Consider the following 24,342-nt stretch of genomic DNA (forward strand, 5'->3'; position numbering starts at 1 on the left):
AACCATTTAATCCAAACAGGGGCGGTCCGGACGGGCTGCCCCTGTTCTGTCATAGGTCGTCAACCACCAGTTTCAGCACCTCGCCGGGTGATTCCAGGTGATGGTCGGCCCGTATACCTTCACGACTGTGGGCACCCCAGGCGGCGAGGGCAAAATCTACCTCTGCGGCATGGGCACACTGCTCATCATAGAGGGTGTCGCCGATATATATGGTCTCCTGGCGCACACCATCCACCCGCTTCAGATATTCCAGCAGGGGATCGGGATAGGGTTTCGGCCGAGGGGTATCATCCACGCATATTACTGTCCCGAAAAGGTGGTTCAGCCCGAATGCGGCAAAATCGGCATTAAACTCCCGCCGCCTTCTGGAAGTGACGATTCCGGGGTAAATACCCAGCTCCCTCAACGCTTTCAGAATCTCCACGATCCCATCAAAAAGGCGGATCGTCGGGTGGTACTTGCTGAAGTTCTCCTCCCACATCAGACTGGCTTCTTCAACATCTTCAATCCCCAACCGGGCAAACACCGTTGAGTTGGGAATGCCCAAGGCAAATCTGAACTCCTCTGGTGCCCTCCACTCACCGGTAAGTTGAAAGAAGGTCTCCTGTGTGGCAAGCATGTCGGCCCTTCCCGTATCCAGCATGGTGCCGTCGATATCAAAAACAATATGCCTGTAACGCATCTTCACGTTTTTGGGTTAAAGATACGAAACAAAAGCGGATGGCGCAATTTTCGGGTCCGTCAGGCCCCAATCAACATCGGCGGGAGGGTGAATATTGACAAAAAAATGTTACTTTTGTATTGCCATAAACGAGATGATTCATACTAACGACATGAAAAAATATTTTATCCTTCTTGCACTCATTTCACTCTCCTCTTCGCTTCTTTCACAGCAGCTGGAAGGCAATTACAAGGAAAAGAGCGACTCCCTCTCCTTTTCCAGAGGGAAGGTCTCCTTCAGCCTGAGCGGTTTCGGAGCCCTCGTTACCCGCATCATCGGCGAGGGGAGTTACGAACTGGTTGGTGATTACCTGCTGATAGATACCCACGAATACCCCGGGGAAAAATCGGCTGTTCAGATCCTTGACGGCGTCAGCAGGGACAGTGTAACTGTAAAAGTATTGGGACCAAATAACTATCCACTTCAGGGAGCACTGCTGGAGTATATGTCGGAATCGGGCAAGGTTATCCGGAGCGACATCAGCAATGAACTGGGTGAATCGCAGCTGCCCCGTGACCGGAAAATCAGAAAGATAAGGGTCTCCAACCTGGGGTATGACGAAATCCGTTTTGATGTAACTGAGGGAAACGATTTCAGGGTAACGCTTGCCAAGGACAACGTTATCGAAAATCAGACAGTGGCTTTAAAGATCAGCAGGGAAGATGAAGAGACTCTCTCCATCCTCCTGCTGACAGATAATTTTGACCCTGGCAAGGAGAAGATGAAGGCGCTGGAAAAGCTCTACGAAAAGGCCCGGAAGAGCAATCTGCTCGCCAAGAGGTTGAAGAAGGAGTATATCCCCACCTACCACTACCAGGGCAGGTAGTTTTTCAATCCTTTTTCTGCTCCTTTTTCAGATCGGCAGGAAAGGAGACGTTGTTGATAACCCGTCCGTCAAGCAGCCTGATCCAGGTATCGAACTCGCGCTTCCCCTCCTTCAGCCTTACAATCCTTGCTCCGTTCATTTCAGGGACATAGGTGGTCCGCCATCCGGTGAACTGACCATATCCCAATGCCACACCGTAGTAATCCACGATGTAGTTGTTGACATGATCGTGACCGACGAAGGTGCCCATCACGTCGCCCATCTCTTTCATGGCGAGAAACATCCCCGGATTCAATTTTGGAGCGCACTCCTCTTCCTTGCGCACCCCCACCCTCTTGTTGCTCTCGTCATCAAAAGCTATCTGGTACTCCGAAAGCGGAATATGGAAATAGGCCAATGCAGGTAACGGCTGGAAATTATTCTGGCGGGTAAAGCGTAAACTCTGTTTCTTGTACCACTCGATAATTTCAGTTGTTATCCAGCCATATCCCGATACATCGTTCACCGTTGAGTAGGCTCCTGAATCGAAGCAGTAGATCAATCCTTTCACCTCCATATCGCTCTTTCCCCCGTAGACGGGAATCACGTTATTCAACACGCCGGAGGGTTCACCGCCTGTAGGATAGTTGCAGTTATAGGGGTATGAAGTGATCAGTCTTTCCAGCGCCAAACGGGTCATGCCTTGCTCATCGTCATGGTTTCCAAAGGTAACGGCAAACGGGATCTTCCTGTCGATAACCGGTCTTGTCACGGCATCCCATCCCTCTTTTACCGGCCTTCCGGTGACAACATCTCCGGTGAAGATCACCATATCCGGTTTTTCGGCATCCAGTACCCGGTTTATTGCCATTAATGCCGTATCCGACTTGATATTGCCGTGTACATAATGGACATCGGTAAACTGTACAATCTTGAATGTACCCTCCTCGTTAAAAATCAGTTTCTGGGCATCGAGGGCGGTGAAGCACAACAATAGAAGAGCGACAACTACCAGCTTTTTCATACTCCTTTTTTTAAATTATACTACATACAGAGAACTTATCGATTCGTTGTTACATACCCTCAGGATGGCATTTGCGAACATATCGGCCACCGACAGCACCTTTACCTTGCTGCACGATTTTGTGTAGGGAATACTGTCGGTAAAGATGATCTCGCTGAGCGAGGAGTTTTCGATCCGTTCGCTGGCGGGATCCGACATCACGGCGTGACTGACAACGGCCCTTACAGACCGCGCCCCTTTCTGCATCATCAGCTCGGCAGCCTTGGTCATGGTTCCTGCCGTATCCACGATATCGTCTACCAGCAACACATCCATTCCTTCAACATCTCCGATGATCTGCATGTCAGAAATTACGTTCGCCTTTTTGCGGATCTTGTAGCAGATGACCATGGGGCAGCCCAGAAACTTGGCATAGGCGCTGGCACGCTTGGTTCCACCCACATCTGGTGTGGCAATCACCAGGTTCTCCTGGTTCATACTCTTCATATAATCTACAAATACACCGGATGCATAGAGATGGTCAACCGGCACATTGAAAAATCCCTGTATCTGGTCGGCATGCAAGTCCATGGTTATCAATCTACTGATACCGGCTGTACTCAACATGTCGGCTATCAGCTTCGCTCCGATACTTACACGAGGCTTATCTTTTCTGTCCTGACGTGCCCATCCGAAATAGGGGATCACCGCTATAATGGACTTGGCCGATGCCCGCTTGGCGGCATCGATCATGAGCAGCAGTTCCATCAGGTTATCTGAATTGGGAAACGTGGACTGGATAAGGAATACCTGTCTTCCCCGGATCGACTCCTCGTATGAAACCGAAAATTCCCCGTCGGCAAAATGTTCGATAATCATATTCCCGAGCGGACATCCTAAACTATTACAAACCTTCTCGGCAAAATAGCGTGATTTTGTTCCCGAGAAGATCTTAAACGGCTTTTCTTGCATGATTTTGTTGATAATGATAGAGTTAGTATACTATTGACTGATTTTTTCTTGCTAATAACCTTTGCAGTGACAAAAGTACAAACTATATTCTGAAAATCGCTTAAAAAGAGGAAATTTTGTACAGTTCACCACTGTTTGCAGCTACCTTTACCCGAACCGGATCATTTGCTAAAAAAACGATACCGGAACCATTGCCGGCCAGCAACGGCATGGCGTTGTAGCTCCCGCTGCAGGGTAGACCGAAAAAATCGTACGCATGAGGAGGAATATTTACCTCAACCTCAACCTCATGGTCATCGAAATTAGCAATCACCAGGATCAACTCGCCGGCAGATCCGCGCAGGAATGCAAACTGCCTGGTGGAATCAAATGCCATGTTCTCGTAATTTGCCGGCATCAGATCGTAAAAAAGCCCGTTACTCAAGGCGGTTTCGCGGTTACACAAAGTAAGGAGATCTGCATAGAACCCCTTCAGTTCCCGTTCCTCATCGGTCAACAAGGCTCCGTCCCATCTCCCGTTGTTGTTCCAGCGCCGGATGGTGTCGACCGACCAGTAGTCGAAGATGGAGGTACGGCCATCCCTTCCGCTGAAACCCTCTTCGTCCATTCCACGCTCACCCAACTCCTGGCCGAAATAGATCATCACCGGGTTGAGATTCACGCATGCGGTGACAATCATGGCTGCCCTCCCCCTCTTTCCATCCTTCAGGAAAAAATCTGAAGCCACCCGCTGTTCATCGTGGTTTTCGATAAAGTTGAGCATATGATGCTGAATATCACCCACACCATTCAGGGCGAAGGTGATATCCGAGGCGGGGCGATAGCCGCAGGCTACATCGCGCAGAACGTCGTAAAGCCCTACCTTGTCGTAGAGGTAATCGAAATTGCCCTGGCTGAGAAACGACCGGTAAGCATCCGGATTGTAGACTTCGGCGAGGAAGATCATGTCCGGGAACTCCTGTTTCACCTGAGGAATCGCCCATTGCCAGAACTCCAGCGGGACCATTTCGGCCATATCTACCCTGAAGCCATCTATCCGCTTCTTTGCCCAGTATACCAGCACGTTCCTCATCTTCTTCCAGGTATCTGGAATTTCGGAAAAATGTTTAGTGTAACCATTCTGAATATCAACACCGTAGTTGAGCTTCACCGTCTCATACCAGTCGAACTGCGTCGGTTTGCTCGTAAAACAGTCGTTCCCGGTTACCTTCGCCGGCCGCTCCCTATAGGTTATCTCCGCCTTTTTTCTGACCGGAAACTGGATCTCCAGCTCCTCACCCGGCAAGTAATAGAAGTTGTTTTGAGGAGAGAAAGCTACAGATGTATCGTCGTTGCTCCCGAACTCCTCAGCCCCTTCGGGAAGGTTGACAGATCTGAAGTTCCTTGCCAGGTGGTTGGGAATGAAATCGATAATCACGCTCAGGCCAGCACGGTGGATCCCCTCCACCAACGCCTCAAATTCGCCCATCCTGTCGGCCACATTCACCGCCAGATCGGGATCCACGTCGTATACATCCCTCACGGCATAGGGTGAACCCGCATTCCCCTTAACGATTTCGGGATACTCCGCAGGAATGCCGAACCGGGTGTAATCGGTGGCAGAAGCATGTGCCAGAATACCGATAAGCCAGACGTGGGTATATCCACTCTCTTTGAGTTGATTGAGAAATATATCGCTGATATCGTTAAACTTTCCACACCCGTTCTCCTCCAGGGTTCCGTTCGGGATGTTGGTGGTTTTGGTGTTTCCGAGCAATCGCGGCAACAGTTGATAGATAAACTTTTTCCGCGGCTTCATGAACTTAATTTTCTTATTTTGTCGATTTGCTGCTTCACTCTCTCCTCCAGTTGATAGTGCCGGTGACATCTTTTGACAATCTCCAGCGATCTCTCTTCACCCAGTGCCGACGATGCAGACTCATACCCGATCTCCCTTATCCGGTCGATATTGTTCAGGTCGAACATGAAATATTTCTGGGCCTCTGCAGTTTCCACGAGAATATCGCACATGCTCCTGTCGACCAGTGTATTTGAGTTGGACATCAACTTGAATGTACGTTCTGCAGTAGTCCTGATGCTCACCTTTTCTGGCGGGGAGGTGATCATCGAAACATTTACCCCGATAACATATTTGCAGTTGTCCCGAATGACCGAAACCGGGAAATTTTTCAGTAGTCCCCCGTCAACATAAGGGGTTCCGCCGATAACCTTGGGTGTAAAAACGATAGGAACGGAACATGAGGCCACCACGGCATCCACCAACGAACGTCCCTCCGAAAAGACCACGGTACGGGCCCTTTCCCAATCGGTTGTAACCGCCTTGAAGGGGACCTTCAATTGCTCGAAAGAGGAGGACCTCAAATTGTTCTTCAGAAATTTCTCCAATCCCGAATTCTTGAAGAGACCTGCCTTGGGTACTGAAAATTCAAAAAACTCACGAAACTCATGCTTTCTGAAAAGCTCGCTGATCTCTTCCGGTGTGAAACCGTCGGCATAGAATACGCCGGCCAATGCGCCGGCACTGGTTCCTACAATCACATCCGGCTTCAGGCCGTAGCTCTCGAATACCATGAAAGCCCCCAGATGGGCAAACCCTTTTGCACCGCCACCGCTCAGCGCATAGCCCAGATAGTAGTCATAATCTTTTCCAAATATTCCCACGACGGTACCTTTTAGTTATTGCAAATATGGTAAAAAAATGTGACCCCCCAAAAAAAAATTGCCCTACCGGATGGGATGAACACCGGTTGGCTCTCTCAGCTCATTTCTCAGTACCAGAATGGTTTTACCCTGAACCGGATGCACCGTATCGGGTGATATCTCAGCAAACGGAACCAGCACAAATCCACGCAGATGAAACCGGGGGTGTGGTACCGTCAACAACTGATCCTCAATTATCCGGCTATCATACATCAGCATATCGATATCGATAATGCGGTCGGCATACCTCCCATCGATCGATTTCCCGCACCGCCCCAACTCCTTCTCGATCTGCCGGGTCTCCTCCAGCAGTTTGTAGGGTAACAAGTCGGTAACCACCTTGCAAACGGAGTTGACGAAGCTGTTTTCCGATTCAAACCCTTCGGGTTCGGAAAGATAAAAAGCGGAACGGGAGATAATCTTCCCGATCCGCTTTTCAATCTCTTCGTATGCGCGTCCGATAGCACCTATCCTGTCTCCCAGATTGGAGCCCAGTGAAAGGAATACGGTATGCGAAATCTTATCCGCCATTTTTCTGCATAGCAGCGTTACCTAGATGATCAGCATCGCATCCCCGTAAGCGCCAAACTCATACTTCTCCTTGATGGCTATCTGGTAGACATCCATGATCCGTTCGTATCCGCCAAAAGCCGCCGTAACCATCAAGAGCGTGGAGAGAGGCAGGTGGAAGTTGGTGATCAGCGCATCGGGCAAGGTGAAGTCGTAGGGCGGGAAAATGAACTTGTTGGTCCAACCCTCCCTCGGCTTGATATGTCCGTCGGTACTGATGGTGGTCTCGATGGCCCGCAACACCGACGTGCCTACGGCACAGATCTTGTGTCCGTTATCTTTTGCAGTATTCACCCTGTCGCACAACTCCTGAGAAATGATCATCTGCTCCGAATCGATCTTGTGCTTGGTGAGATCCTCCACATCGATATCACGGTAGGCACCCAGTCCATGATGAAGCGTAAGGAAGCCGTAATCGATATTCTTGATCTCCATCCGTTTTATCAATTCACGGCTGAAGTGCAGCCCGGCGGCAGGAACAACGACAGCCCCCTCGTTCGATGCAAAAATGTTCTGATACCTCTCGGCATCCTCCGGAACTGCCGGACGTTCCATATATTCCGGTATGGGGGTCTCCCCGATGGAGAAGAGCAGATCCTTGAACTCCTCGTAGGGTCCGTCGTAAAGAAAACGGAGTGTCCGTCCACGCGAAGTGGTATTGTCGATTACTTCAGCAACAAGCTCCTCGTTATCACCGAAGTACAACTTATTCCCAATCCTGATTTTTCTGGCGGGATTGACCAGCACATCCCACAGATGTTGTGCAGGATTGAGTTCCCTGAGCAGAAACACCTCAATTTTTGCACCGGTCTTCTCCTTGTTCCCGAACAGTCGTGCGGGAAAAACCTTGGTATCGTTGAAAATAAAAAAATCGTGAGCGTCAAAATAGTTCAGAATATCCTTAAAGATAAGGTGCTCTACTTTGTCGGAATTCCGATGAACCACCATCAGCCGGGATTCATCGCGATGCTTACTCGGAAACTTGGCAATCAATTCTTCCGGTAAATTAAACTTAAACTGAGAAAGCTTCATATATAACTATACTGATACTTTATTAATTACTATCGAAAAAATTTCCATCGTCAACGCCTGTCGTCATCTGCGGCAACTATCTGCCTGTTGAAAAAATCGTCCAGCTCCTCCACCTGTAGACAGTCGTTCAATGTAACATCTCCAACTCGTGTTCGCTTGAGTGCAAGAAGATGAGCACCTGATTTCAGGCATTCACCTATATCGCGCGCCAGAGCACGTATATATGTACCCTTGCTGCAGACAACCCGGATAGTTATGGTTGGTAAATTGCAACTTAACAGTTCAATATCCTCTATAACCAAAATCTTTGGTTTTAGTTCAATCTCTTCTTTCTTGCGGGCAAATTCGTAGGCCCGTTTGCCATCTACCTTCACTGCCGAGAAGAGGGGTGGTACCTGCTCAATCCTGCCTGTAAACTGCTTCAGGCACTCTTCCACTATTTCGCGGGTAATGTGTCCGGTAGGGTATACGGCATCCACCTCCGTCTCCAGATCGAAAGAGGGTGTAGTTGCACCCAGCATAATCTCGGCGATATACTCTTTGGTCAGGTATTGCAGCTGCTCGATCTCTTTTGTCTTTCTCCCCGTGCAGATGGTCATGACGCCGGTGGCTAGCGGATCGAGCGTACCGGCATGTCCCACCTTCAGTTTTTTTATCTTCAGTTTCTGGCACAGTTTTGCCCGTACCACCCTCACCAACCGGAATGAAGTCCAGTGCAGGGGTTTATCTATATGTAAGATCTCTCCTTCAATAAAATCCATCAGGCTATGTTTGAAACAGTTCCGGACAACAGCAACGCAATCAGCACTCCCCCGACGATGATTCTGTACCATCCAAACGCCTTGAACCCGTGCCTGGTCAGAAAATCGATAAAGAACCTGATCGCGATAACGGCCACTACAAAAGCAACCAGGTTCCCGATCAGCAATATTCCCATGTTCTCCTGCAACATCACTGCGCTGGCAGGATCCTTGATCAGCTGGAAAAGCTTGTATCCGGCAGCTGCGGCCATGGTAGGTACGGCCAGGAAAAACGAAAATTCGGCTGCATTTTTACGGTCGAGCCCGGTGCCCATACCTCCCACTATGGTAGCCATCGACCTGGAGACACCGGGGATCATTGCGATACTCTGAAAGAGACCGATCTTCAATGCCCGACGCCAGGAGATCGACTGATCTCCGACAGGCTTATTGAACCACCTGTCCACAAAGAGCATCACTACACCACCTGCCACCAGCATCACGCTCACTACAAATACATTTTCGAGCAATGCATCGATCTGGTCTCCAAAAGCCAATCCCAGCACACCTGCCGGAACAACGGCAATTAAAAGTTTCCAGTAAAAATCGAACTTATGCAGGAACCGCTTCAGGAACGTCACCCCTCTTTGTACGAAACCGATCCCTTCAACAGCATCCTTCTCAAAAACAGTCACCTGATTGAGTCGGAAAAACCGTTTCCAGTAGAGAAAGACCACCGACAGGATGGCTCCAAACTGAATAATTACAGTAAATGCCTTTACAAACGGCGTACTCTCCACGCCAAGCAGAGCCTGGGTAATAATCATGTGCCCGGTAGACGAAACGGGCAGAAACTCGGTCAAACCTTCTACAACAGCAATTACAATCGCCTCTAGACTACTCATTGATTCTCGTCGTAATTATTTTGCTTCCCCCTTTCTGCTCCCCTTTACCGGATAGAGGATTCCTACAATCATCAATACGAAGCCGGCCAGGCAGACAAGAGGGGCCACTTTAATGCGCCGCGCACTAAAAATATCGGGCTCGAAACCTTCGAAGCTGGTTGCATTACCGCTCATCAGCAGAAAACCTGTAATGATGACGAGGACTGCAACACCGCAAATGATGAGGTTCTTTTTATGAAAAGCTAAGTTATTATGAGACATATTATTGAGGTTATGAGTTTAATATCTTACCTGTTTTGATCTACACGTAGTAGAGCTCCCCGGTATTCATCTTCAGGTAGCGGTTCACTGCAAAATAGGTGGCCACTGTGGAGATGAGCACTCCCAGGAGAATCACCACGATGAATATGGCAAGCAGGTCGGTTACGCCAACTATCGACCGCAGTTCTGCATACTCGTTGTTGAAATAGGCCAGAATCAGCAGGATGATGCCGTCGGCTACAATGCCCGCGACGATTCCGGTATATATATTGCTCCGGATAAAAGGCCTCCGGATAAAGTTCCAATTGGCACCAACAAGCTTCATTGTATTGATAATAAACCGTTTGGAATAGACGCTCAACCGAATGGTGTTCCGGATCAGCGTAAATGAGATAAACATCAGCACTGCGGCCAGGATCAGCAAGATCAGGGTCACCTTCGAGAGATTGTCGTTGATAAGATCGATCGCTTCCTGTTGGTAGAGCAGATCATGCACGTTGTTCTGCTGTTTGATCAGCTTGCTGATAACCGCAATACTGTCGCTGTTGGCATATTCCGAATGGAGATGGATCTCAATGGCATCCTGAACCGGATTATATCCCAGCAGCTCTTCGGGATCCTCGCCCAGCTCCTTGATCAACTCCTCCTTTGCCTCCTCCTTGCTGATAAAGCGGGAAGATCTCACAAATGGCTGTCCGTCGAGATTTTTTTTCAACCGCTGAATCCCGGCATCGGTAACGTTGCTGTCAAGCATCACGCTGAAACTCATATTTTCTCTCACGAATTTCGACAATCCGTTACCCATGAACAGAATCAGTATGGTCAGACCCAGCAGGACCAGCACCAGTGAAATACTGATGGTAGAGGTAACCTTTGCATTTACAAAACGTGCAGTGGATATCTTTTTCTTTTTCGACATACAAAAGGATTACGCCGGGTTCCCCCGGCAGCACACAATTAGACGGTCTATTCCAAATTGGTTGCAAAGTAACAAAATTATTGGGAAAAGCGGAAATTTACCCTGGTAATTATCAACAAGAAAGATTAATTTTCTCAAAACACCCTTTTTCTCAACCTCGCCTCCTCTCGTTTCATGGAGCGCTGCTTGCCGCTCCATATCAGGGATGCCGCAATTGAGACCAGCAAGAAGGAGGCGATTACCAGCAATGAGGAGAGGTTCGAAATATGGAAATCCCAGTCGGCGGTGTGCGCATAATGGTTGAAGATCATCTTGAAACCGATAAAGATCAGGATTCCGCTCAGTGCATACTTCAGGAAATGGAAAAGATCCATGATACCCCTCAGCGCAAAATAGAGCGAACGTAACCCCAAAATGGCAAAGATATTGGAAGTGTAGACGATGAATGTGTTGGTAGAAACCGAAAGTACCGCGGGAATGGAATCTATGGCAAAAATCAGGTCGGTAAACTCGATTACCAGCAAGGCCAGAAAGAAGGGGGTAGCATACAGTTTTCTGTCGATTCTCCTAAAAAAAACGGGCTCCGACATATCCTCGTGCACCGGAAACAGTCTCCTGAAAATCTTTACCACGCCGTTACTGTTCGGATCTTTCGGCTCATCCACCTTTTCTCGATCCAGCAGGTTTAGCTCGTCAAACATCATCTTGCCGCCAGTAAACAACAGGAATACGCCAAAGAGGTACATGATCCAGGCAAACCGTTCGATCAGTGCCACACCGGCAAAAATAAAGATTGCCCTGAAAACGATTGCCCCCAGAATTCCCCAGAAGAGAACGGTATGCTGATGTTCCGGTTTGATCTTGAAGGCGGAAAATATAATGATAAATACAAAAAGGTTATCTATGCTGAGTGACTCTTCGACCAGATAGGCGGTAAAAAATTCGAGCGCACTCTCCTTACCGAAAACCATGTAAACACCCACATTGAAAATGAATGCCAACGATATCCAGAAGAGACTGAGCCATAATGCCCGCTTGACATCGATAACCGTACCCTTCCTATTGAAGAGAAACATGTCGAGCGACAGGAGAGCTATTACAAGAATGATAAAACCTATCCAAAACGATGAACTTACTTCCATACTAAAAAATAACCTTTAAAAAATTCAATTCAAGTTTCAAACTTTTTGCGATCCAACTGTCGCTTGTAAAAATTTAAGCTTTTTATCTTAATCTAGCAAATCTTCTACGATCAGTGAATAACCCTTCTCGTTCGGATGCAAACCATCCAGGAACAACCTTTCATCCACCTTTCCATCTGCCGTGAGCAACCTGGAACCAACATCAACATACCGGTAATTGTGCAACGCCGCCATCTCCGATATCTGCCGGTTAATGGTCCGTACCACCTCTTCCTTGCCACGACGCGGCAGCAGGCCTACAACCTTGATCACCGCATTAGGTTGACGGACCCTGATCTGGTCGAGCAGAAACTTCAAACCGTCAACAATCTCATTCTCACTATTCAGCCCCAAGTTATTGGTCCCGATCATCAGCACTACCTCCTTTGCCCGGTATCCGTCCAGTTCGCCATGATAGACACGCCAAAGCACATTCTCTACCCGATCCCATCCGAAACCGAGATTTACAAATCCGGCAGGCTCCATCTCTTCTCTCCAGCTCCGGGATCCATGCTCCCGTCCCGGTTCTCCACCCCAGTAATGGGTGATCGAGTTGCCAATGATCACCCTTTCAGCATTTCCGGTCTGGAGTTTTTTCAGGATTGCCGCATGGCGCTCCTTCCACTCGTAGATATCGGGTTCTCTCCGTTGACTCACAGGCCGAGTAGTAGTGATCTTTCCCACCGGCATGTTCAATATTTTCCGGACAATCTTCTCGTATGCGTCGGCATAAACCTGCATCCCGAGATCGGTGGGGTGAATATTGTCCACGCAGCCATCCATAGGCATGTTGATGGAATCCTTGTGCAGGTGATGGATATTCTTTACCCCCAGTCGCCGCAACGAGTCGAATGCCTGTCGTGACGCCTCGTTCATCCGTTCTGCCGTCTCTCTCGACCCTTCATTGAGTTCGGCATTCCTGTAGCCAATATGGTCCACGATAAGGATGGGGGCATCATGCTTCTCCCTCAACTTTTTCACCCCGTAGAGTGTCCTTCGGATGACCTCTTCGGACGAGAGGTTTCCCATATTGGGCAGGCAATCGAAAATGTAGAGCGATGCATCCATCTCATCCATCAGGTCAACCAGCTCCTTTTCGAGCGGTCCATTACCGGAGAAAGCTAGGTTGACAACCGGATAATCAAGTTTTCGGGACAAGATATTGGTCCATCCCATTCCCGGCCGAGAGGCACATCCGCCTTGCGCGATGGAGGTACCGTAAACCACGATCGGTTTCTCTGCCAGCACCGGAATAAAACGGAGCTCCGCCGAATCGGGGACGCCAATCTTCATCCATGTCACCGTGTTGTATAGTGGAAGGTAGAGACGGTATTCAAAGCCATGTTTGTGGTATTTGCTTTGCGAGAGGTTACTGAAAGTATAGGAGATGGTATCGCCGAAGTTATAGCGATCGGTCGCCACCCGCCATTTGCCGTCGGAATCGACTGCATAGAGATCGACACCCGTCTTGCCGGTTGCCGGCATGTGGGGCATGGCATGGCTACCCTTCACCCCATACCGTATCTCAATTGTCGTAGCATTCGTGTAAAAATGGATGGCCAGTCCGGCAGAGTTTTCAGACAGTCCCCAAACCGGCTCCCTCACTACCTTTTTCGCCCTGTCAGGCAGACGTTGATAACTCTTCCCTATCTCTTCTGTCCATCCCTGGTTCTGGATAACATGCCTACTCTCCTGCATCGGGTCGTACCAGCGGGTCTGTGCGGTCAAATTTGCCACACAGAGCAAGCTAAAAATAAAAAAAGCAGTTCTCATGATCGTTATTTTTCCATCGGCGTCAAGCCCAATTCATTTGCCTTCCGGATCAGATAATCATAGGCAGCCTGCCGTTCGTTGGGAATCTCACCATCCAGAATGGCCTCCTTGATGGCTGACTTCAACAGCCCCACCTCCCGTCCAGGGCCCAATCCGAAAATCTCCATGATCTCGTTGCCGTCGACAGGGGGCTGGAAATTCCGCACGCGATCTTTCTCTTCGATCTCCATCAGCTTCCTGCGGACAATCTTGAAGTTCTGCAGGTGCCGTCTCACCTTCTCCGCATTTTTCGAGGTGATGTCGGCTTCACAGAGGGTCATCAGGTCATCGATATCGTCGCCCGCATCAAACAGCAGACGACGGATAGCGGAATCGGTCACCTCCTCCTCCACCAGCTGCATCGGACGCATATGCATGGAGACCATTTTCTGGGTATACTTCATCTTCTCGTTCAACGGCAGTTTCATGCGCCCGAAGATCTTGGGCACCATCTTCTCGCCCACATAGTTGTGGTTGTGAAATGTCCAACCCAGCTTATTGTCCCACCGTTTGGTGACCGGTTTGGCGATATCGTGCAACAGGGCCGACCATCGTAGCCAGAGGTTGTCGGTCTTCAACGAGATATTGTCGAGTACGGCAAGCGTATGGTAAAAGTTGTCCTTGTGCCCCACCCCCTCTTTGGTCTCGGCCCCTTTCAGCGCCAACAGTTCGGGGAAGATGATCTCCAGCAGGCCGGTCTTCTCGAGCAGGATAAATCCCACTGAGGGCTTCGGCGAGAGGATGATCTTGTTCAGCTCATCGGTGATTCGCTCCTTCGAGATGATCTTTATCCGTTCACTGTTCCTGGCAATCGCGTCGAATGTTTCCGGGTAGATGTCGAATCCCAGCTGCGAGGCAAACCTGACGGCTCGCATCATCCGCAACGGATCGTCGCTGAAGGTGATATCGGGATCAAGCGGCGTGCGAATGATCAGATCCTGCAGATCCTGCAGTCCGTTGAACGGATCCAGCAATTCGCCAAAGCGATCACCGTTGAGACAGAAAGCCATCGCATTGATGGTGAAGTCGCGCCGTTTCTGGTCGTCTTCCAACGTTCCGTCCTCCACGATGGGATTCCGGGAATCGTGCGTATATGACTCTTTCCGCGCGCCCACAAACTCAATCTCAAAATCCTTGTATTTGAGTTGGGCGGTACCGAAATTCTTGAAGACCGTAAGCTTTGTGCGCGGCCCCAATGCTGAAGCGACCGCCTTGGCAAGTTCAATCCCCTTGCCAACGGCTACAATATCGATATCTTTTGAGGGACGGTATAAGAAGAAATCCCGGACAGATCCGCCAATAAGGTAGCAATCCAGCTGCATGCGGTCGGCCACTTCTGAAATAAGTCTGAAGATTTTTCTGTCGAGGAACTCTGCAATCTCTTCGCGAGAAATATCCATTGCCAATTCAAATTCTGTTATGAATTGCAAAATTACAATAATTGGGCGTGAAAACCATTTAGCGTTGAGATTTATTTCTTAATTTTGTATAGTTGTTATGGAGAGAGTTGTGTCAAATAAGATATTTTTCAGGAAGTTACCCAGATTTCAATTTATCTTGCCGGCAGTGTTGATTATACTGCCACTTTTTATCTCCTGCTCGGGGAAGGGAAAAAGTGCGAAGAGTTACCTTGTGGAAGCTGAATCGGCATTGAACGAGGGCAACTATTCGTTGGCAAAGCTCAAGATAGACAGCATCAAGATACTGTTCCCCCGATCGTTCGACGAGATCAAGAGGGGATTTGAACTGATGCAGGAGGTGAGGATGGCGGAGAACCGGCGGAACATCGCCTACTGCGACTCGATGCTTGCTGTCAACTACAAGCTGTTGACCGAGATGCTCAATGACTTCACCTACGTGAGAGATCCACAATATCAGGAGTTCGGCGATTATGTTCCCAAGATCTACCCGCTGAACAGTGCTTTTCAACAGAACGGTCTCCGTTCTGCCGTGAGCGAAAAGGGGCAGATGTACATCGAGAGCGTATACTCGGGTTCATTGAGCCACAACCGGATAAAGGTGGCCACGAAAGATGGCTCCTTCGCCGAATCGCTGCCCGTAACCTCCGACGGTTTAAACTACCGCTTCAGCACTCTTGGCGCCACATATGAGATTGTCCGTTTCACCGGCAACGATGACAACGGCGTGGCCAGTTTTATCTATACATTCAGGGAGTCTCCCATCACCCTCACCTTTATCGGCAGACGTAGCGTCACCATCTCCCTGCCCGACAAGGCAAAGCGGGGCATTGCCCGTTCGTTCGAGCTGGCTACCCTCCTTCAGGATATTGAAAAGCTCAAGTTCGAGAAAGGGCGGAGCGAGGCACTGATCAACTACCTCGAAAGCAGGAGAGACAATTAGATCTTGTAAATCCGATCGCAATACCTGGCCACCTCCGCATGGTGGGTAATGAAGAGTACCGTCCGGTGTCCCATCTGCTCTTTCAGGTTAAACAAGAATCGTTTCTCGGTCTCCGCATCCAGTGCCGAAGTGGCTTCGTCCAGCAGCAAGATTGCCCCTGGGCGCAGCAGTGAGCGGGCGATCGCAATCCGCTGTGCCTGCCCTTCTGAAACACCTGTTCCACCCACACCCAAAACAGTATCGAGTCCCTCCGGCAGTTCCAGGACAAACTCGGCCGACGCCACCCGAAGCGCCTCCAGCAGCTTCTCCTCTCCGGCATCGGGATCTCCTATCAGCAGATTGCTGCGGATGGTACCGCTGAAGAGCGTGTTGCCCTGCGGCACATAGACAAAGTTTGAACGGGTAGCGGGAGATACCGGCAGACTCTTCTCCCGGTTTCTTATCGTGATGCTCCCTTTCTGCGGTTCAACCAGGGCAAGTATCAGCCTGATCAGCGTCGTCTTTCCCGTTCCGGTTTCACCCATTACCGCAACCATCTCTCCCGGTCCGGCATCGAGCGAAAAACCGGAGATAACCGGACCTGTTTCCCCATCGTAGGCATAGGTAATGTCCGACAGATGCAACGACACGGCCCCATCCAGATACTCCTTTTTTCCAACCTTCTCGTTCTCAAGGCTGTTCAGAAAAGTCAGCCGTTCACTCGCTGCCTGTGCCGATATCAGGGTCGGAATCAGCCGCATCAGGTCGAACAAAGGCCGCTGTATCTGGTTCACCAACTGCAGGTATGCAGTAACCGTACCAAAGGTGACTGTCTTGGCAGCGATTCCCCAGGCTCCCCAGATAAATGCGGTAATATATCCGCCGCTAAAGGCCATACCTGACACAAAACGGGCCCAGGCCGTGACGGTAGTCTTCTTCTCCACCTTTTGCTGGAGCTCCCGCTGAAGCCCTCCCAAGCGCTCCAGTTCGCTCTCCTGCCGCTCATATGTCCGGACCACCAGATGGTTGAGCAGGTTCTCCTCCATCATGGAGGAGATGAAACTCTCGCTCTCCTTGATCTGCCGGCTGTAATCCCTCATCTTCACATAGTAGGGCTTGCTGAAAAGGAGCAGCAACGGCATGGCGATACCCAAAATGAGGGCCAGGAGCGGATCCATCACGAGCAGCATCACGAATGCGCCCAGCAGCTGAAGCGTGGAGGTCACCAGCATCGGCAGCACGGTGATCATCGTTTTTATGATATCGTCCGTATCCTTGATGATCCGTGTCAGCACATCCCCGCTGTGCAGGGAGCTCATCTCCGTCCATCTCGTATAAAGCAGGTTGGCAAAAACTTTCTGGCGGATGGAGTTACCCACCTTCACCTCGGTCATATTCACATAGCGTACATCGGTCACGTTCAGAAAGACCCGGAGCAGCGTGAGCAGCACCAGAAGCAGGGAGTAGTGGAGCAGTGAGCCGGTGGCGTCACCCGACGCGACATCGATAATGGCCTTCAATGCCCAGACAAAGCTAAGTGAAACGACCACACTCAATGTTCCGATCACGGTTATCATCACCAACGACCTGCGATGACCCTGTGAAATCTCCTTGAGAAAGTTCAAAAAATGCATCATCTACTTATTGAACAACAGTTTGAGGTTGGTTACGATCTTTATCACCGGCAATCTATTGATATGGTGGGGAGCGATGGCGGAGATCCTTCTTGTCCTTGCAGCCGAATAGGTAAACCTGTGCCACTTTGCATCCCACTTGCCCCGGTAACTGCTCTTTTCGAAGGTCGTATATCCGAAATTGCCCCCCTTCAGAATATCATCCATCACCATATCTACCCAGCTGCCCTCCGGATCAACCGTAAAAGGGAAAACTTCGGGTCGCGCCCCCAAGTATTTCACCGCCACCGATGCAAAGAGCGCTATCGCTTCCGACAGATCGAACTCTCTTGCCAGCTCTGCAATCACCGCCTTCTCCATCCTCTCTGAATAGGCATGCATGAAGAGCACCCAGTCGCAAAACTGGCGGAGACCTACACCCAGGTGGATAAAATGGTGAAAGAGATGATAGAAGATGTAGAAAGCGTTGAACTCGGGAGGTAAAACGGCAACCTTCAGATCGTCGATCTCCAGTTCCACAAAGCGATTATTTCGGATAATCTCCCCGATTTCCGACTCCAGCAGCCTATCGTACCGCCTGATACCGAAATAGCTGATCTTCTTGTGATTCTCAACATGAACACCGTTGATATCAAAGGAGCGGTGATGGATATTTTCAGCATCCATCTTGTACCCTTTTCTCCTCGCCCACTCGTTTGCCCTCCAGTAGTCCTCCTTACGGTAAAGGAAGAGGTCGATATCACCCGGAGAGCGGTGTTCCGGTCTCGGGTAGAGGGTGGCGTTACCCTGTCCTTTCAGCAGTACGAAGGAGCAACCCATCCGGTCGTACGCTGCCGCAAGGTGTTTCAGCTCCTCATTTAACTTCCTGTTCAACCTCTCGATAGCTTCGGTCTTCAGGAAAAGCTTGTACAACAACTTTTTCTCGGGACGGCAGGCAGCAGGTAGCGTCATGATACCATCATAGAGCAGAGCGATCACCCCCTGTGAGTTTGCCAGGTTGAAGAGCTCTTCCCACACTGAAGAGCCTGCCCCCTGGAAAAGCTCCTCAACGGCCGGTTTGTTCCAGATAGCGGAACGGAGCAATTCAAGGAAAAGGGAGAGTGCCTGTTCATTCATAGAGTACGCCGGCTTGTATCAGTTTATCGACCAATGCCCTGGCATCGGCCATAGCCCGACTCCGGTCGATGCCGTACCGTTCAGCCAATCTCTCCGCCCAATCCTCGACTGTAAAATCGTTGCCAAAACTCCCAGCTATCAGGAATTCAGCAGAGCTGTTGAGCGAAATGACACGGGTATAGCTGATCTGCTGCCCGTCGTTGGCGACCAGGATGGATTCATCCCCGATCTGCTTGATTGTAATATTCTCCTTTATTTTCATGCACCAGTTATTGTTTCATAGAAGTCACCAATCGGCCCAATCTCATCAAAAAACCACCCCTGATGGAGGGTTGGGCAATATGGGTATCCTTAACACCTTCTCCACATATTGGAAATAGTAGAACAACTTATGGTTCAGTTCAAAACCATAATCCACACCCGGTTCATACCCGATAATGGATTGAAAGAATCTTCTTTTCTGCGACTGGACAGCCAGGTAGTTCCATTGCGCTACATATTGCTGGTTCCAGCCTTCATAATATTGCTGTGAGCGGAACCTGGCCGGGGAATTCTGAAGTGCATACCATGAGTCGAATCCAGGATCGAACACTATCAGTTCATACTCCACGGTATCCTTCTGCTGCGGCTCAATCTTCACCACCCCTTTCGGTCCCGAGCAAGCGACAATGAGTAAAACGATCGCAGGTAACAACAATGCTCTTTTCATAACCTTATCACCTTTAAATGATCCTCCGATATATTCCCAGAAAAATCCTCCGCATCAACGGACTCGAAAACCACCATTTTTCTGCCAGCCTCCATTCAAGACTTCCCTTTCCTACTCTTCTTCCCTTCCTGTAAACAGCCGTCACCTCAGCAACAACATGCTCCCTGTCGCACTCTTCCCGAACTTTCAGATTCCCGTCACCACGGAGCGTGATTACCCCCTCTTCTACCTTCTCAATCCGGTGAACGACATAGAGGCCGGTCCTTGTCCTGGCCAGAACAATATTTCCCTTTTTTACCGACCCTTCGTTCAAAGCCGACAACTCGATCCGGTCAGACTGTGGACGGATCAGCGGCAACATGCTGTTGCCCTTTGTCGGAATCATCACCTTGCGGTGAGCTTCGATCTCCTGCAGGAGATGTTCAAAAAAAAGCTCGTTTGGAACAATCAGTGATTCCATCTCATGACAGCAACGACCGGGTTAACGATACCGCCTCATAATCAGGCCGGCAATCGAGCCTGTAAACCGGAACACGTTGCAGAATAGCCGCAACTACATCCTGTACCCGCTTCCTATTTTCCGGATCGGAGCGGAGCACCGACGACGAAGCCAGCAACGAGGAGAATGCCTCGATACTCCTCACTTTGGTCAACCGGTTCTCGGAACTCTGATAGAGGTGGACAAAAGCAACCACCTCGGCCGAAATATTCCTGTAACAGGCCGTGCTTCCACTCCAGGGGGCACCATACACCCTTACCGGTTCATGCTCAAAAACCTTTACCAGGGGTTCATCATCATTCAACAGGGTACATCCCGGCACAAATTCGCGCCACAGCCGGCTATGTGTGCTTTTTCCCGTTCCGCTCTTGCCCAGGAAGATCATCGCCTTCCCGTTCAACTCCGTAACAGAGCCATGGATCTTGATGGTCTGGTCCACCCGGATCGAGGTCACTCCATAAGCCATCCTCAGGAGATTGTTAAGAAAAACCGCCTCGCCTTCATCGGTCAACGACAGGTCGCACACCATCTCCTTCCTGTCGTTCCGAGCAAATAAACGGTGTTCCCTATCGCCCTTCTTCATGGAGATCAGCATCCCTTCGGGTGTATGATACATCTTGTAATCCACCCCATTCCACGCTATCGTATCGCTGGGCGTTATTTCGGGAATATCTACCTCTTCTCTGCCTTTCAGCCGGAACAGGACTCTTTTGTCATCCACCTCCTCCACCAGAAACGGAGCATAATTGGAGAGGATAGCTGAAGTGAGTCGCCTGTCGGGAGTCTCAATGCAAAAAATGTGACCGGCAACACAATATGTCAGTTTCTCATTCATAACTTCTACACAAAGATATATTTTTTTATCTCTTTTCCTCTTTTTTTACCTATCTTTGTCAACGAAATATTGGTGTTACGTGTTCCAACCATGGCTTCGGAACCCGTAATGAAAAGGGAATCAGGTGAAAATCCTGAACAGACCCGCTGCTGTAAGCTTCGTTTGACGTGCTGAACAGAATCCACCTTTTGCCACTAAAGCCGGCAATCCCGCAAGGGATGGCACCCGCTTCCCCCAGAAGCATCAAAAACGGTTTTGGGAAGGCGTTCAGACCACGGAAGTAAGTCAGAAGACCTGCCAATGTTCCACATTTTGTTAATGGCTTTCGGGGAATAAAGCTTGAAAACGACTCACGAAGAGAATCTCTTTTTGTTTGCGCGCTTCATTTTCAACATGCTTTACCGGAATAAAAATTTGGTATAAGATGAATCATTTAAAGAGAAATGCAGTAATTGCTGTTGCATGCTGCAGTGTAGCTGTTCCGCTGGCGTCACAGACCAGGCTCGACAGCTTGCAGCAGCTGCCCGAGGTGGTGATCACCGGGCAGTCAGGCGACAGGCAACTCCGCTCTACGGCTCCCCATCACATCCTTGACGGGGAACAGATCAGACGGCTCAACTCCATTCAGCTCTCCGATGCTGTAAAACATCTGCCTGGCGTACTGATCCGCGACTACGGCGGTATCGGAGGGTTGAAGACCATCTCGGTGCGTAGCCTGGGAGCACATCACACTGCGGTGAGCTACAACGGAGTCACGTTGACCGACCAACAGACGGGGCAGATCGATATCGGCCGTTTCTCGCTCGACAATGTAGAACAGTTGACACTTCACAATGGGGAGGACGACCGGATCTTCCGTCCGGCACGCTCCTTTGCAGCCGCCTCGGCGCTGGAGATCACCTCAGCCAGACCCCGTTTCGACGGGGATGAAAAGGTTAACGGAAAAGCCACATTGCGGGGTGGCTCCTTCGGCCTTATCAATCCCTCCCTGCTGGTCAACAGCCGCATCACCCAACGGGTTACGGCCACCCTGAGCGGAGAGTGGATGAGATCGGCGGGCAACTATCCCTACCTCCTGCGTTACGGCACAACGGCCGGCGACAGCACCTCCCGTGAACGGCGCATCAACGGGGATGTGGAGAACCTCCGGCTGGAGTCGTCGCTCCATGCGCAAATCTCCGAAAGGAGCAGGGGCAATCTCCACCTCTACTGCTACGACTCCGAACGGGGACTCCCCGGTGCCACCATCTACTACAACACCCTCCACAATGCGGGGCAACGGTTGTGGGAGCGACAGTTTTTCCTGCAGGGGCGTTTCGAACACCTCTTCTCCCGCCAGTGGGAGCTGAGAGGCGACGGCAAATATCAGCAAGGTTATCTGCACTACTTCGACCCCTCCTACCTCGGATCGTCGGGAAAGGTTGACGATATCTTCAGGCAATATGAGCGCTACGGATCCATCTCTGCACTCTACCGAGCCTTCAGCAATCTCTCCTTCGCCGCATCGAGCGATCTGACATCGTCCACCATGCATGCCAACCGCCAGGGGTTTGTCACCCCCACCCGGCTCACCTCCCAAACCGTAGTGGCCACGCGGTGGGTAAGCGAAAAATTTCAGGCATCTGCCAGCCTGCTGCATACCAAGACCTTCGAATCGGCACGGAACGGTGAAGCGGGCGTTAACCGCAGACGTCTTTCGCCCTACCTCAGTGCGTCGGTCAGGCCCTTTCATGAAACGGATCTGCGCCTGAGAGCCTTCTACAAGAAAAGTTTCAGGCTACCCACCTTCAACGATCTCTACTACCCGCAGGTGGGAGTCCGCAACCTGTTGCCCGAAGATGCAGAGCAATACAATATTGGAATCACGATAGGGGGTGATGCAGGAAAGTGGCTGAAACATTACCTCTTTACTGCCGACCTTTTCAACAACCGGGAAAGAAACAAGATTGTGGCCTACCCTACCGGCAACCTGCACCAGTGGGCCATGATCAACGTGGGAAAGGTGACCGTCAACGGGGCCGACCTCTATTTTGAGGGAACAACACCATTGAGGGAGAAGATGACACTGCATTCCGGAATCAGTTATACCTGGCAACTGGCGACCGACCGTACCGACCGGCAGCAGGTGAACTATGGGCATCAGCTGCCTTACACCCCACGCCATTCGGGATCGAGTCGACTGACCTTAGAGGTGAAGAGCCTGCAGGTTGCCTACGCCCTTGTATGGTCTGGCATTCGCTACAGCAACGGCTATAACGATGCGGCCTACCTGATGGGGGGGTATACCGACCATACCATCTCGGCCACCTATCCCTTTCACACCCGGTACGGCATCTTCACGCTGCGGGGAGAAGCTCTCAACCTGGGCGACAGGAATTACGAGATCGTACGCAACTACCCGATGCCTGGCCGATCCTACAGAATAACACTGACTATTCACTTTTAAAACATCAAATAAAATGAATCGAACAAAAATTTATCTCTACCTGCTGCTCCTGGCAGCAGTGGTACAATGGAGCTGTACCGTCAACGACACTCCCGGTGAGGAAATTACCGGCAAAGGCAAGGCACTCCTGATCCTGAACGAGGGGAGCATCGGAATGAACAATGCCACCCTGGCACGATACGACATCGAGAAGGAGAGTCTCAACTCCACCTATTTCGCCAGTGTAAATAAACGGGGACTGGGCGATGTGGCCAACGACATGTTGTTGTACGGGTCGAAGATCTATCTTGCTGTCAACAAGTCGGGAACCGTCGAGGTGATTGAAGCTGCCACCGGCAAGTCGCTCCGTCAGGTTGCCATGGTAACCACCGGCGGGGCCAGCAAGGAACCGAGACGTCTGGCCGCCCATGGAGGAAAAGTCTATGTCACCTCATTCGACGATACGGTCACCCGGATCGACACGACCAGCTTGGCGGTCGACGGATCGGTGACGGTGGGACTCGACCCGGAGGGGATCGCCGTGACCAACAACCGGATCTACGTGGCCAATTCGGGAGGTCTGAACTGGGAGAACGGTTACGACAACACCCTCTCGGTAATCAGCCTTGCCAGTTTTACCGAGGAGCAGAAGATCGCGGTAGGCACCAACCCGGGATCGGTCGCCGCCGACAGCCAGGGGGATATCTACCTCACCGTCACGGGCAACTATGTAGACGAACCGGCAGCCTTCAAGGTGATACGCAACGGCAGCACCATTGCCGAGACCATCGCCGATATTGCATGGCCACAAAGATTCGTGATCAGCAACAACAGGGCCTACATCATTACCGGCGCATATGGCGAACCATACAAGCTGGCCGTTTACGACTGCCTGGAGGAGCGACTGGTAACGGACCACTTCATCAGCGACGGCACCGAAATCCCCAACATCTACAATGTCTCGGTCGATCCCGTTACAGGCGACCTCTTTATCGGTTCTACCGACTACGTACATCCGGGCGATCTCTATTGGTTCGACAAGGATGGGAAACTGAAAAAGCGGCTCACTACGACCGGCATCAACCCTTCGGTTGTGGTGATACAGCAATGAAAAAAGGGGCTGTCCTTTTGGAACAGCCCCTTTTCATCCATATCAAGCGTGT

Annotated in this window: 24 protein-coding genes and 1 riboswitch; of the genes, 4 read left to right on the forward strand and 20 right to left on the reverse strand. The window is 50.5% G+C overall.

All coding sequences use genetic code 11. The features are described from left to right. Positions 1-49: 49 nt before the first annotated feature. On the reverse strand, positions 50-682 hold the full coding sequence (locus ING2E5A_RS09000; RefSeq protein WP_071137122.1) for an HAD family hydrolase: 633 nt from the start codon (positions 680-682) through the stop codon (positions 50-52). Positions 683-815: 133 nt separating this feature from the next. Between ING2E5A_RS09000 and ING2E5A_RS09005 the strand changes: the two genes are divergently transcribed. Beyond that, the gene (locus ING2E5A_RS09005; protein WP_154670068.1) at positions 816-1,547 is read left to right on the forward strand and encodes a hypothetical protein; all 732 of its coding nucleotides are present in this window, start codon (positions 816-818) and stop codon (positions 1,545-1,547) included. 4 nt (positions 1,548-1,551) lie between these two features. Here the strand turns inward: ING2E5A_RS09005 and ING2E5A_RS09010 are convergent, their stop codons facing one another. The 13 genes from ING2E5A_RS09010 to ING2E5A_RS09070 form a co-directional block, all read right to left on the reverse strand. After that, positions 1,552-2,550 (reverse strand): metallophosphoesterase family protein, encoded by a 999-nt coding sequence (locus tag ING2E5A_RS09010; RefSeq protein WP_071137124.1) that lies wholly within the window; start codon positions 2,548-2,550, stop codon positions 1,552-1,554. Between the two features lie 15 nt (positions 2,551-2,565). Next, positions 2,566-3,501, reverse strand: a complete 936-nt coding sequence (locus ING2E5A_RS09015) for a ribose-phosphate pyrophosphokinase (protein ID WP_071137125.1) — start codon at positions 3,499-3,501, stop codon at positions 2,566-2,568. 100 nt (positions 3,502-3,601) lie between these two features. Next, complete coding sequence (locus ING2E5A_RS09020; protein ID WP_071137126.1) at positions 3,602-5,299, reverse strand: alpha-amylase family glycosyl hydrolase; 1,698 nt, start codon at positions 5,297-5,299, stop codon at positions 3,602-3,604. After that, positions 5,296-6,162 (reverse strand): patatin-like phospholipase family protein, encoded by an 867-nt coding sequence (locus tag ING2E5A_RS09025; RefSeq protein ID WP_071137127.1) that lies wholly within the window; start codon positions 6,160-6,162, stop codon positions 5,296-5,298. Before ING2E5A_RS09025 ends, ING2E5A_RS09020 begins: the two co-directional genes overlap by 4 nt. A gap of 63 nt (positions 6,163-6,225) precedes the next feature. Continuing rightward, complete coding sequence (gene folK, locus ING2E5A_RS09030; protein WP_071137128.1) at positions 6,226-6,732, reverse strand: 2-amino-4-hydroxy-6-hydroxymethyldihydropteridine diphosphokinase; 507 nt, start codon at positions 6,730-6,732, stop codon at positions 6,226-6,228. A 21-nt stretch (positions 6,733-6,753) separates the two neighbouring features. Further along, positions 6,754-7,803, reverse strand: a complete 1,050-nt coding sequence (gene queA / locus ING2E5A_RS09035; RefSeq protein WP_071137129.1) for a tRNA preQ1(34) S-adenosylmethionine ribosyltransferase-isomerase QueA — start codon at positions 7,801-7,803, stop codon at positions 6,754-6,756. Positions 7,804-7,853: 50 nt separating this feature from the next. Further along, positions 7,854-8,564, reverse strand: coding sequence for a tRNA pseudouridine(55) synthase TruB (gene truB / locus ING2E5A_RS09040; protein ID WP_071137130.1), 711 nt, complete (start codon positions 8,562-8,564; stop codon positions 7,854-7,856). Beyond that, positions 8,564-9,448, reverse strand: coding sequence for an undecaprenyl-diphosphate phosphatase (locus ING2E5A_RS09045; RefSeq protein ID WP_071137131.1), 885 nt, complete (start codon positions 9,446-9,448; stop codon positions 8,564-8,566). The genes truB and ING2E5A_RS09045 overlap by 1 nt, the downstream gene beginning before the upstream one ends. Positions 9,449-9,463: 15 nt before the next feature. Further along, a complete protein-coding gene (locus ING2E5A_RS09050; protein WP_071137132.1) occupies positions 9,464-9,709 on the reverse strand; it encodes a DUF3098 domain-containing protein in 246 nt (81 codons plus the stop codon). 40 nt (positions 9,710-9,749) lie between these two features. Then, the gene (locus tag ING2E5A_RS09055) at positions 9,750-10,628 is read right to left on the reverse strand and encodes a cell division protein FtsX (RefSeq protein ID WP_071137133.1); all 879 of its coding nucleotides are present in this window, start codon (positions 10,626-10,628) and stop codon (positions 9,750-9,752) included. A 134-nt stretch (positions 10,629-10,762) separates the two neighbouring features. After that, positions 10,763-11,770, reverse strand: a complete 1,008-nt coding sequence (locus ING2E5A_RS09060) for a TerC family protein (RefSeq protein ID WP_071137134.1) — start codon at positions 11,768-11,770, stop codon at positions 10,763-10,765. Between the two features lie 87 nt (positions 11,771-11,857). Then, complete coding sequence (locus ING2E5A_RS09065; RefSeq protein WP_071137135.1) at positions 11,858-13,582, reverse strand: SGNH/GDSL hydrolase family protein; 1,725 nt, start codon at positions 13,580-13,582, stop codon at positions 11,858-11,860. A 5-nt stretch (positions 13,583-13,587) separates the two neighbouring features. Beyond that, positions 13,588-15,021 carry a CCA tRNA nucleotidyltransferase gene (locus ING2E5A_RS09070; RefSeq protein WP_071137136.1) on the reverse strand — a complete coding sequence of 478 codons (1,434 nt, stop codon included), beginning with the start codon at positions 15,019-15,021 and terminating at the stop codon, positions 13,588-13,590. 97 nt (positions 15,022-15,118) lie between these two features. On the opposite strand from ING2E5A_RS09070, the gene ING2E5A_RS09075 reads away from it, so the two are divergent. Next, entirely contained in the window at positions 15,119-15,982 is an 864-nt protein-coding gene (locus tag ING2E5A_RS09075) for a hypothetical protein (RefSeq protein ID WP_071137137.1), read from the forward strand. Here ING2E5A_RS09075 and ING2E5A_RS09080 read toward each other — a convergent pair. The 6 genes from ING2E5A_RS09080 to ING2E5A_RS09105 are packed head-to-tail and all read right to left on the reverse strand — an operon-like array spanning position 15,979 to position 20,754. Beyond that, a complete protein-coding gene (locus ING2E5A_RS09080) occupies positions 15,979-17,598 on the reverse strand; it encodes an ABC transporter ATP-binding protein (protein WP_071137138.1) in 1,620 nt (539 codons plus the stop codon). The genes ING2E5A_RS09075 and ING2E5A_RS09080 overlap by 4 nt on opposite strands. Continuing rightward, positions 17,599-18,711: a nucleotidyltransferase domain-containing protein gene (locus ING2E5A_RS09085; RefSeq protein ID WP_071137139.1), complete on the reverse strand. Its 1,113-nt coding sequence runs from the start codon at positions 18,709-18,711 to the stop codon at positions 17,599-17,601. After that, on the reverse strand, positions 18,704-18,973 hold the full coding sequence (locus tag ING2E5A_RS09090) for a PqqD family protein (RefSeq protein ID WP_071137140.1): 270 nt from the start codon (positions 18,971-18,973) through the stop codon (positions 18,704-18,706). Before ING2E5A_RS09090 ends, ING2E5A_RS09085 begins: the two co-directional genes overlap by 8 nt. 45 nt (positions 18,974-19,018) lie before the next feature. Then, on the reverse strand, positions 19,019-19,420 hold the full coding sequence (locus ING2E5A_RS09095; RefSeq protein WP_071137141.1) for a DUF6146 family protein: 402 nt from the start codon (positions 19,418-19,420) through the stop codon (positions 19,019-19,021). Positions 19,421-19,433: 13 nt separating this feature from the next. Further along, positions 19,434-19,880 carry a S24/S26 family peptidase gene (locus ING2E5A_RS09100; protein ID WP_071137142.1) on the reverse strand — a complete coding sequence of 149 codons (447 nt, stop codon included), beginning with the start codon at positions 19,878-19,880 and terminating at the stop codon, positions 19,434-19,436. Between the two features lies 1 nt (position 19,881). Continuing rightward, complete coding sequence (locus ING2E5A_RS09105) at positions 19,882-20,754, reverse strand: hypothetical protein (RefSeq protein ID WP_071137143.1); 873 nt, start codon at positions 20,752-20,754, stop codon at positions 19,882-19,884. Positions 20,755-20,807: 53 nt separating this feature from the next. Next, positions 20,808-21,070, forward strand: a riboswitch (cobalamin riboswitch). A 108-nt stretch (positions 21,071-21,178) separates the two neighbouring features. Between ING2E5A_RS09105 and ING2E5A_RS09110 the strand changes: the two genes are divergently transcribed. Both ING2E5A_RS09110 and ING2E5A_RS09115 read left to right on the forward strand, forming a co-directional pair. Beyond that, on the forward strand, positions 21,179-23,200 hold the full coding sequence (locus ING2E5A_RS09110; RefSeq protein WP_071137144.1) for a TonB-dependent receptor plug domain-containing protein: 2,022 nt from the start codon (positions 21,179-21,181) through the stop codon (positions 23,198-23,200). Positions 23,201-23,213: 13 nt separating this feature from the next. Beyond that, entirely contained in the window at positions 23,214-24,290 is a 1,077-nt protein-coding gene (locus tag ING2E5A_RS09115) for a YncE family protein (protein WP_071137145.1), read from the forward strand. The last annotated feature ends 52 nt before the right edge of the window (positions 24,291-24,342 follow it).

Origin of the sequence: Petrimonas mucosa (assembly GCF_900095795.1) — a bacterium.
Taxonomy (GTDB): Bacteria; Bacteroidota; Bacteroidia; order Bacteroidales; family Dysgonomonadaceae; genus Petrimonas; species Petrimonas mucosa.

What these genes read in the sequence shown, in the direction of transcription:
- ING2E5A_RS09055 (WP_071137133.1), bottom strand. Translation starts at nt 10,628, where the DNA reads ATGTCGAAAAAGAAAAAGATATCCACTGCACGTTTTGTAAATGCAAAG.
- ING2E5A_RS09075 (WP_071137137.1), top strand. Translation starts at nt 15,119, where the DNA reads ATGGAGAGAGTTGTGTCAAATAAGATATTTTTCAGGAAGTTACCCAGA.
- ING2E5A_RS09050 (WP_071137132.1), bottom strand. Translation starts at nt 9,709, where the DNA reads ATGTCTCATAATAACTTAGCTTTTCATAAAAAGAACCTCATCATTTGC.
- queA (WP_071137129.1), bottom strand. Translation starts at nt 7,803, where the DNA reads ATGAAGCTTTCTCAGTTTAAGTTTAATTTACCGGAAGAATTGATTGCC.
- ING2E5A_RS09085 (WP_071137139.1), bottom strand. Translation starts at nt 18,711, where the DNA reads ATGAATGAACAGGCACTCTCCCTTTTCCTTGAATTGCTCCGTTCCGCT.
- ING2E5A_RS09060 (WP_071137134.1), bottom strand. Translation starts at nt 11,770, where the DNA reads ATGGAAGTAAGTTCATCGTTTTGGATAGGTTTTATCATTCTTGTAATA.
- ING2E5A_RS09090 (WP_071137140.1), bottom strand. Translation starts at nt 18,973, where the DNA reads ATGAAAATAAAGGAGAATATTACAATCAAGCAGATCGGGGATGAATCC.
- ING2E5A_RS09105 (WP_071137143.1), bottom strand. Translation starts at nt 20,754, where the DNA reads ATGAATGAGAAACTGACATATTGTGTTGCCGGTCACATTTTTTGCATT.
- ING2E5A_RS09080 (WP_071137138.1), bottom strand. Translation starts at nt 17,598, where the DNA reads ATGATGCATTTTTTGAACTTTCTCAAGGAGATTTCACAGGGTCATCGC.
- ING2E5A_RS09070 (WP_071137136.1), bottom strand. Translation starts at nt 15,021, where the DNA reads ATGGATATTTCTCGCGAAGAGATTGCAGAGTTCCTCGACAGAAAAATC.
- ING2E5A_RS09010 (WP_071137124.1), bottom strand. Translation starts at nt 2,550, where the DNA reads ATGAAAAAGCTGGTAGTTGTCGCTCTTCTATTGTTGTGCTTCACCGCC.
- ING2E5A_RS09005 (WP_154670068.1), top strand. Translation starts at nt 816, where the DNA reads ATGATTCATACTAACGACATGAAAAAATATTTTATCCTTCTTGCACTC.
- truB (WP_071137130.1), bottom strand. Translation starts at nt 8,564, where the DNA reads ATGGATTTTATTGAAGGAGAGATCTTACATATAGATAAACCCCTGCAC.
- ING2E5A_RS09000 (WP_071137122.1), bottom strand. Translation starts at nt 682, where the DNA reads ATGCGTTACAGGCATATTGTTTTTGATATCGACGGCACCATGCTGGAT.
- ING2E5A_RS09020 (WP_071137126.1), bottom strand. Translation starts at nt 5,299, where the DNA reads ATGAAGCCGCGGAAAAAGTTTATCTATCAACTGTTGCCGCGATTGCTC.
- ING2E5A_RS09045 (WP_071137131.1), bottom strand. Translation starts at nt 9,448, where the DNA reads ATGAGTAGTCTAGAGGCGATTGTAATTGCTGTTGTAGAAGGTTTGACC.
- ING2E5A_RS09095 (WP_071137141.1), bottom strand. Translation starts at nt 19,420, where the DNA reads ATGAAAAGAGCATTGTTGTTACCTGCGATCGTTTTACTCATTGTCGCT.
- ING2E5A_RS09065 (WP_071137135.1), bottom strand. Translation starts at nt 13,582, where the DNA reads ATGAGAACTGCTTTTTTTATTTTTAGCTTGCTCTGTGTGGCAAATTTG.
- folK (WP_071137128.1), bottom strand. Translation starts at nt 6,732, where the DNA reads ATGGCGGATAAGATTTCGCATACCGTATTCCTTTCACTGGGCTCCAAT.
- ING2E5A_RS09015 (WP_071137125.1), bottom strand. Translation starts at nt 3,501, where the DNA reads ATGCAAGAAAAGCCGTTTAAGATCTTCTCGGGAACAAAATCACGCTAT.
- ING2E5A_RS09110 (WP_071137144.1), top strand. Translation starts at nt 21,179, where the DNA reads ATGAATCATTTAAAGAGAAATGCAGTAATTGCTGTTGCATGCTGCAGT.
- ING2E5A_RS09100 (WP_071137142.1), bottom strand. Translation starts at nt 19,880, where the DNA reads ATGGAATCACTGATTGTTCCAAACGAGCTTTTTTTTGAACATCTCCTG.
- ING2E5A_RS09115 (WP_071137145.1), top strand. Translation starts at nt 23,214, where the DNA reads ATGAATCGAACAAAAATTTATCTCTACCTGCTGCTCCTGGCAGCAGTG.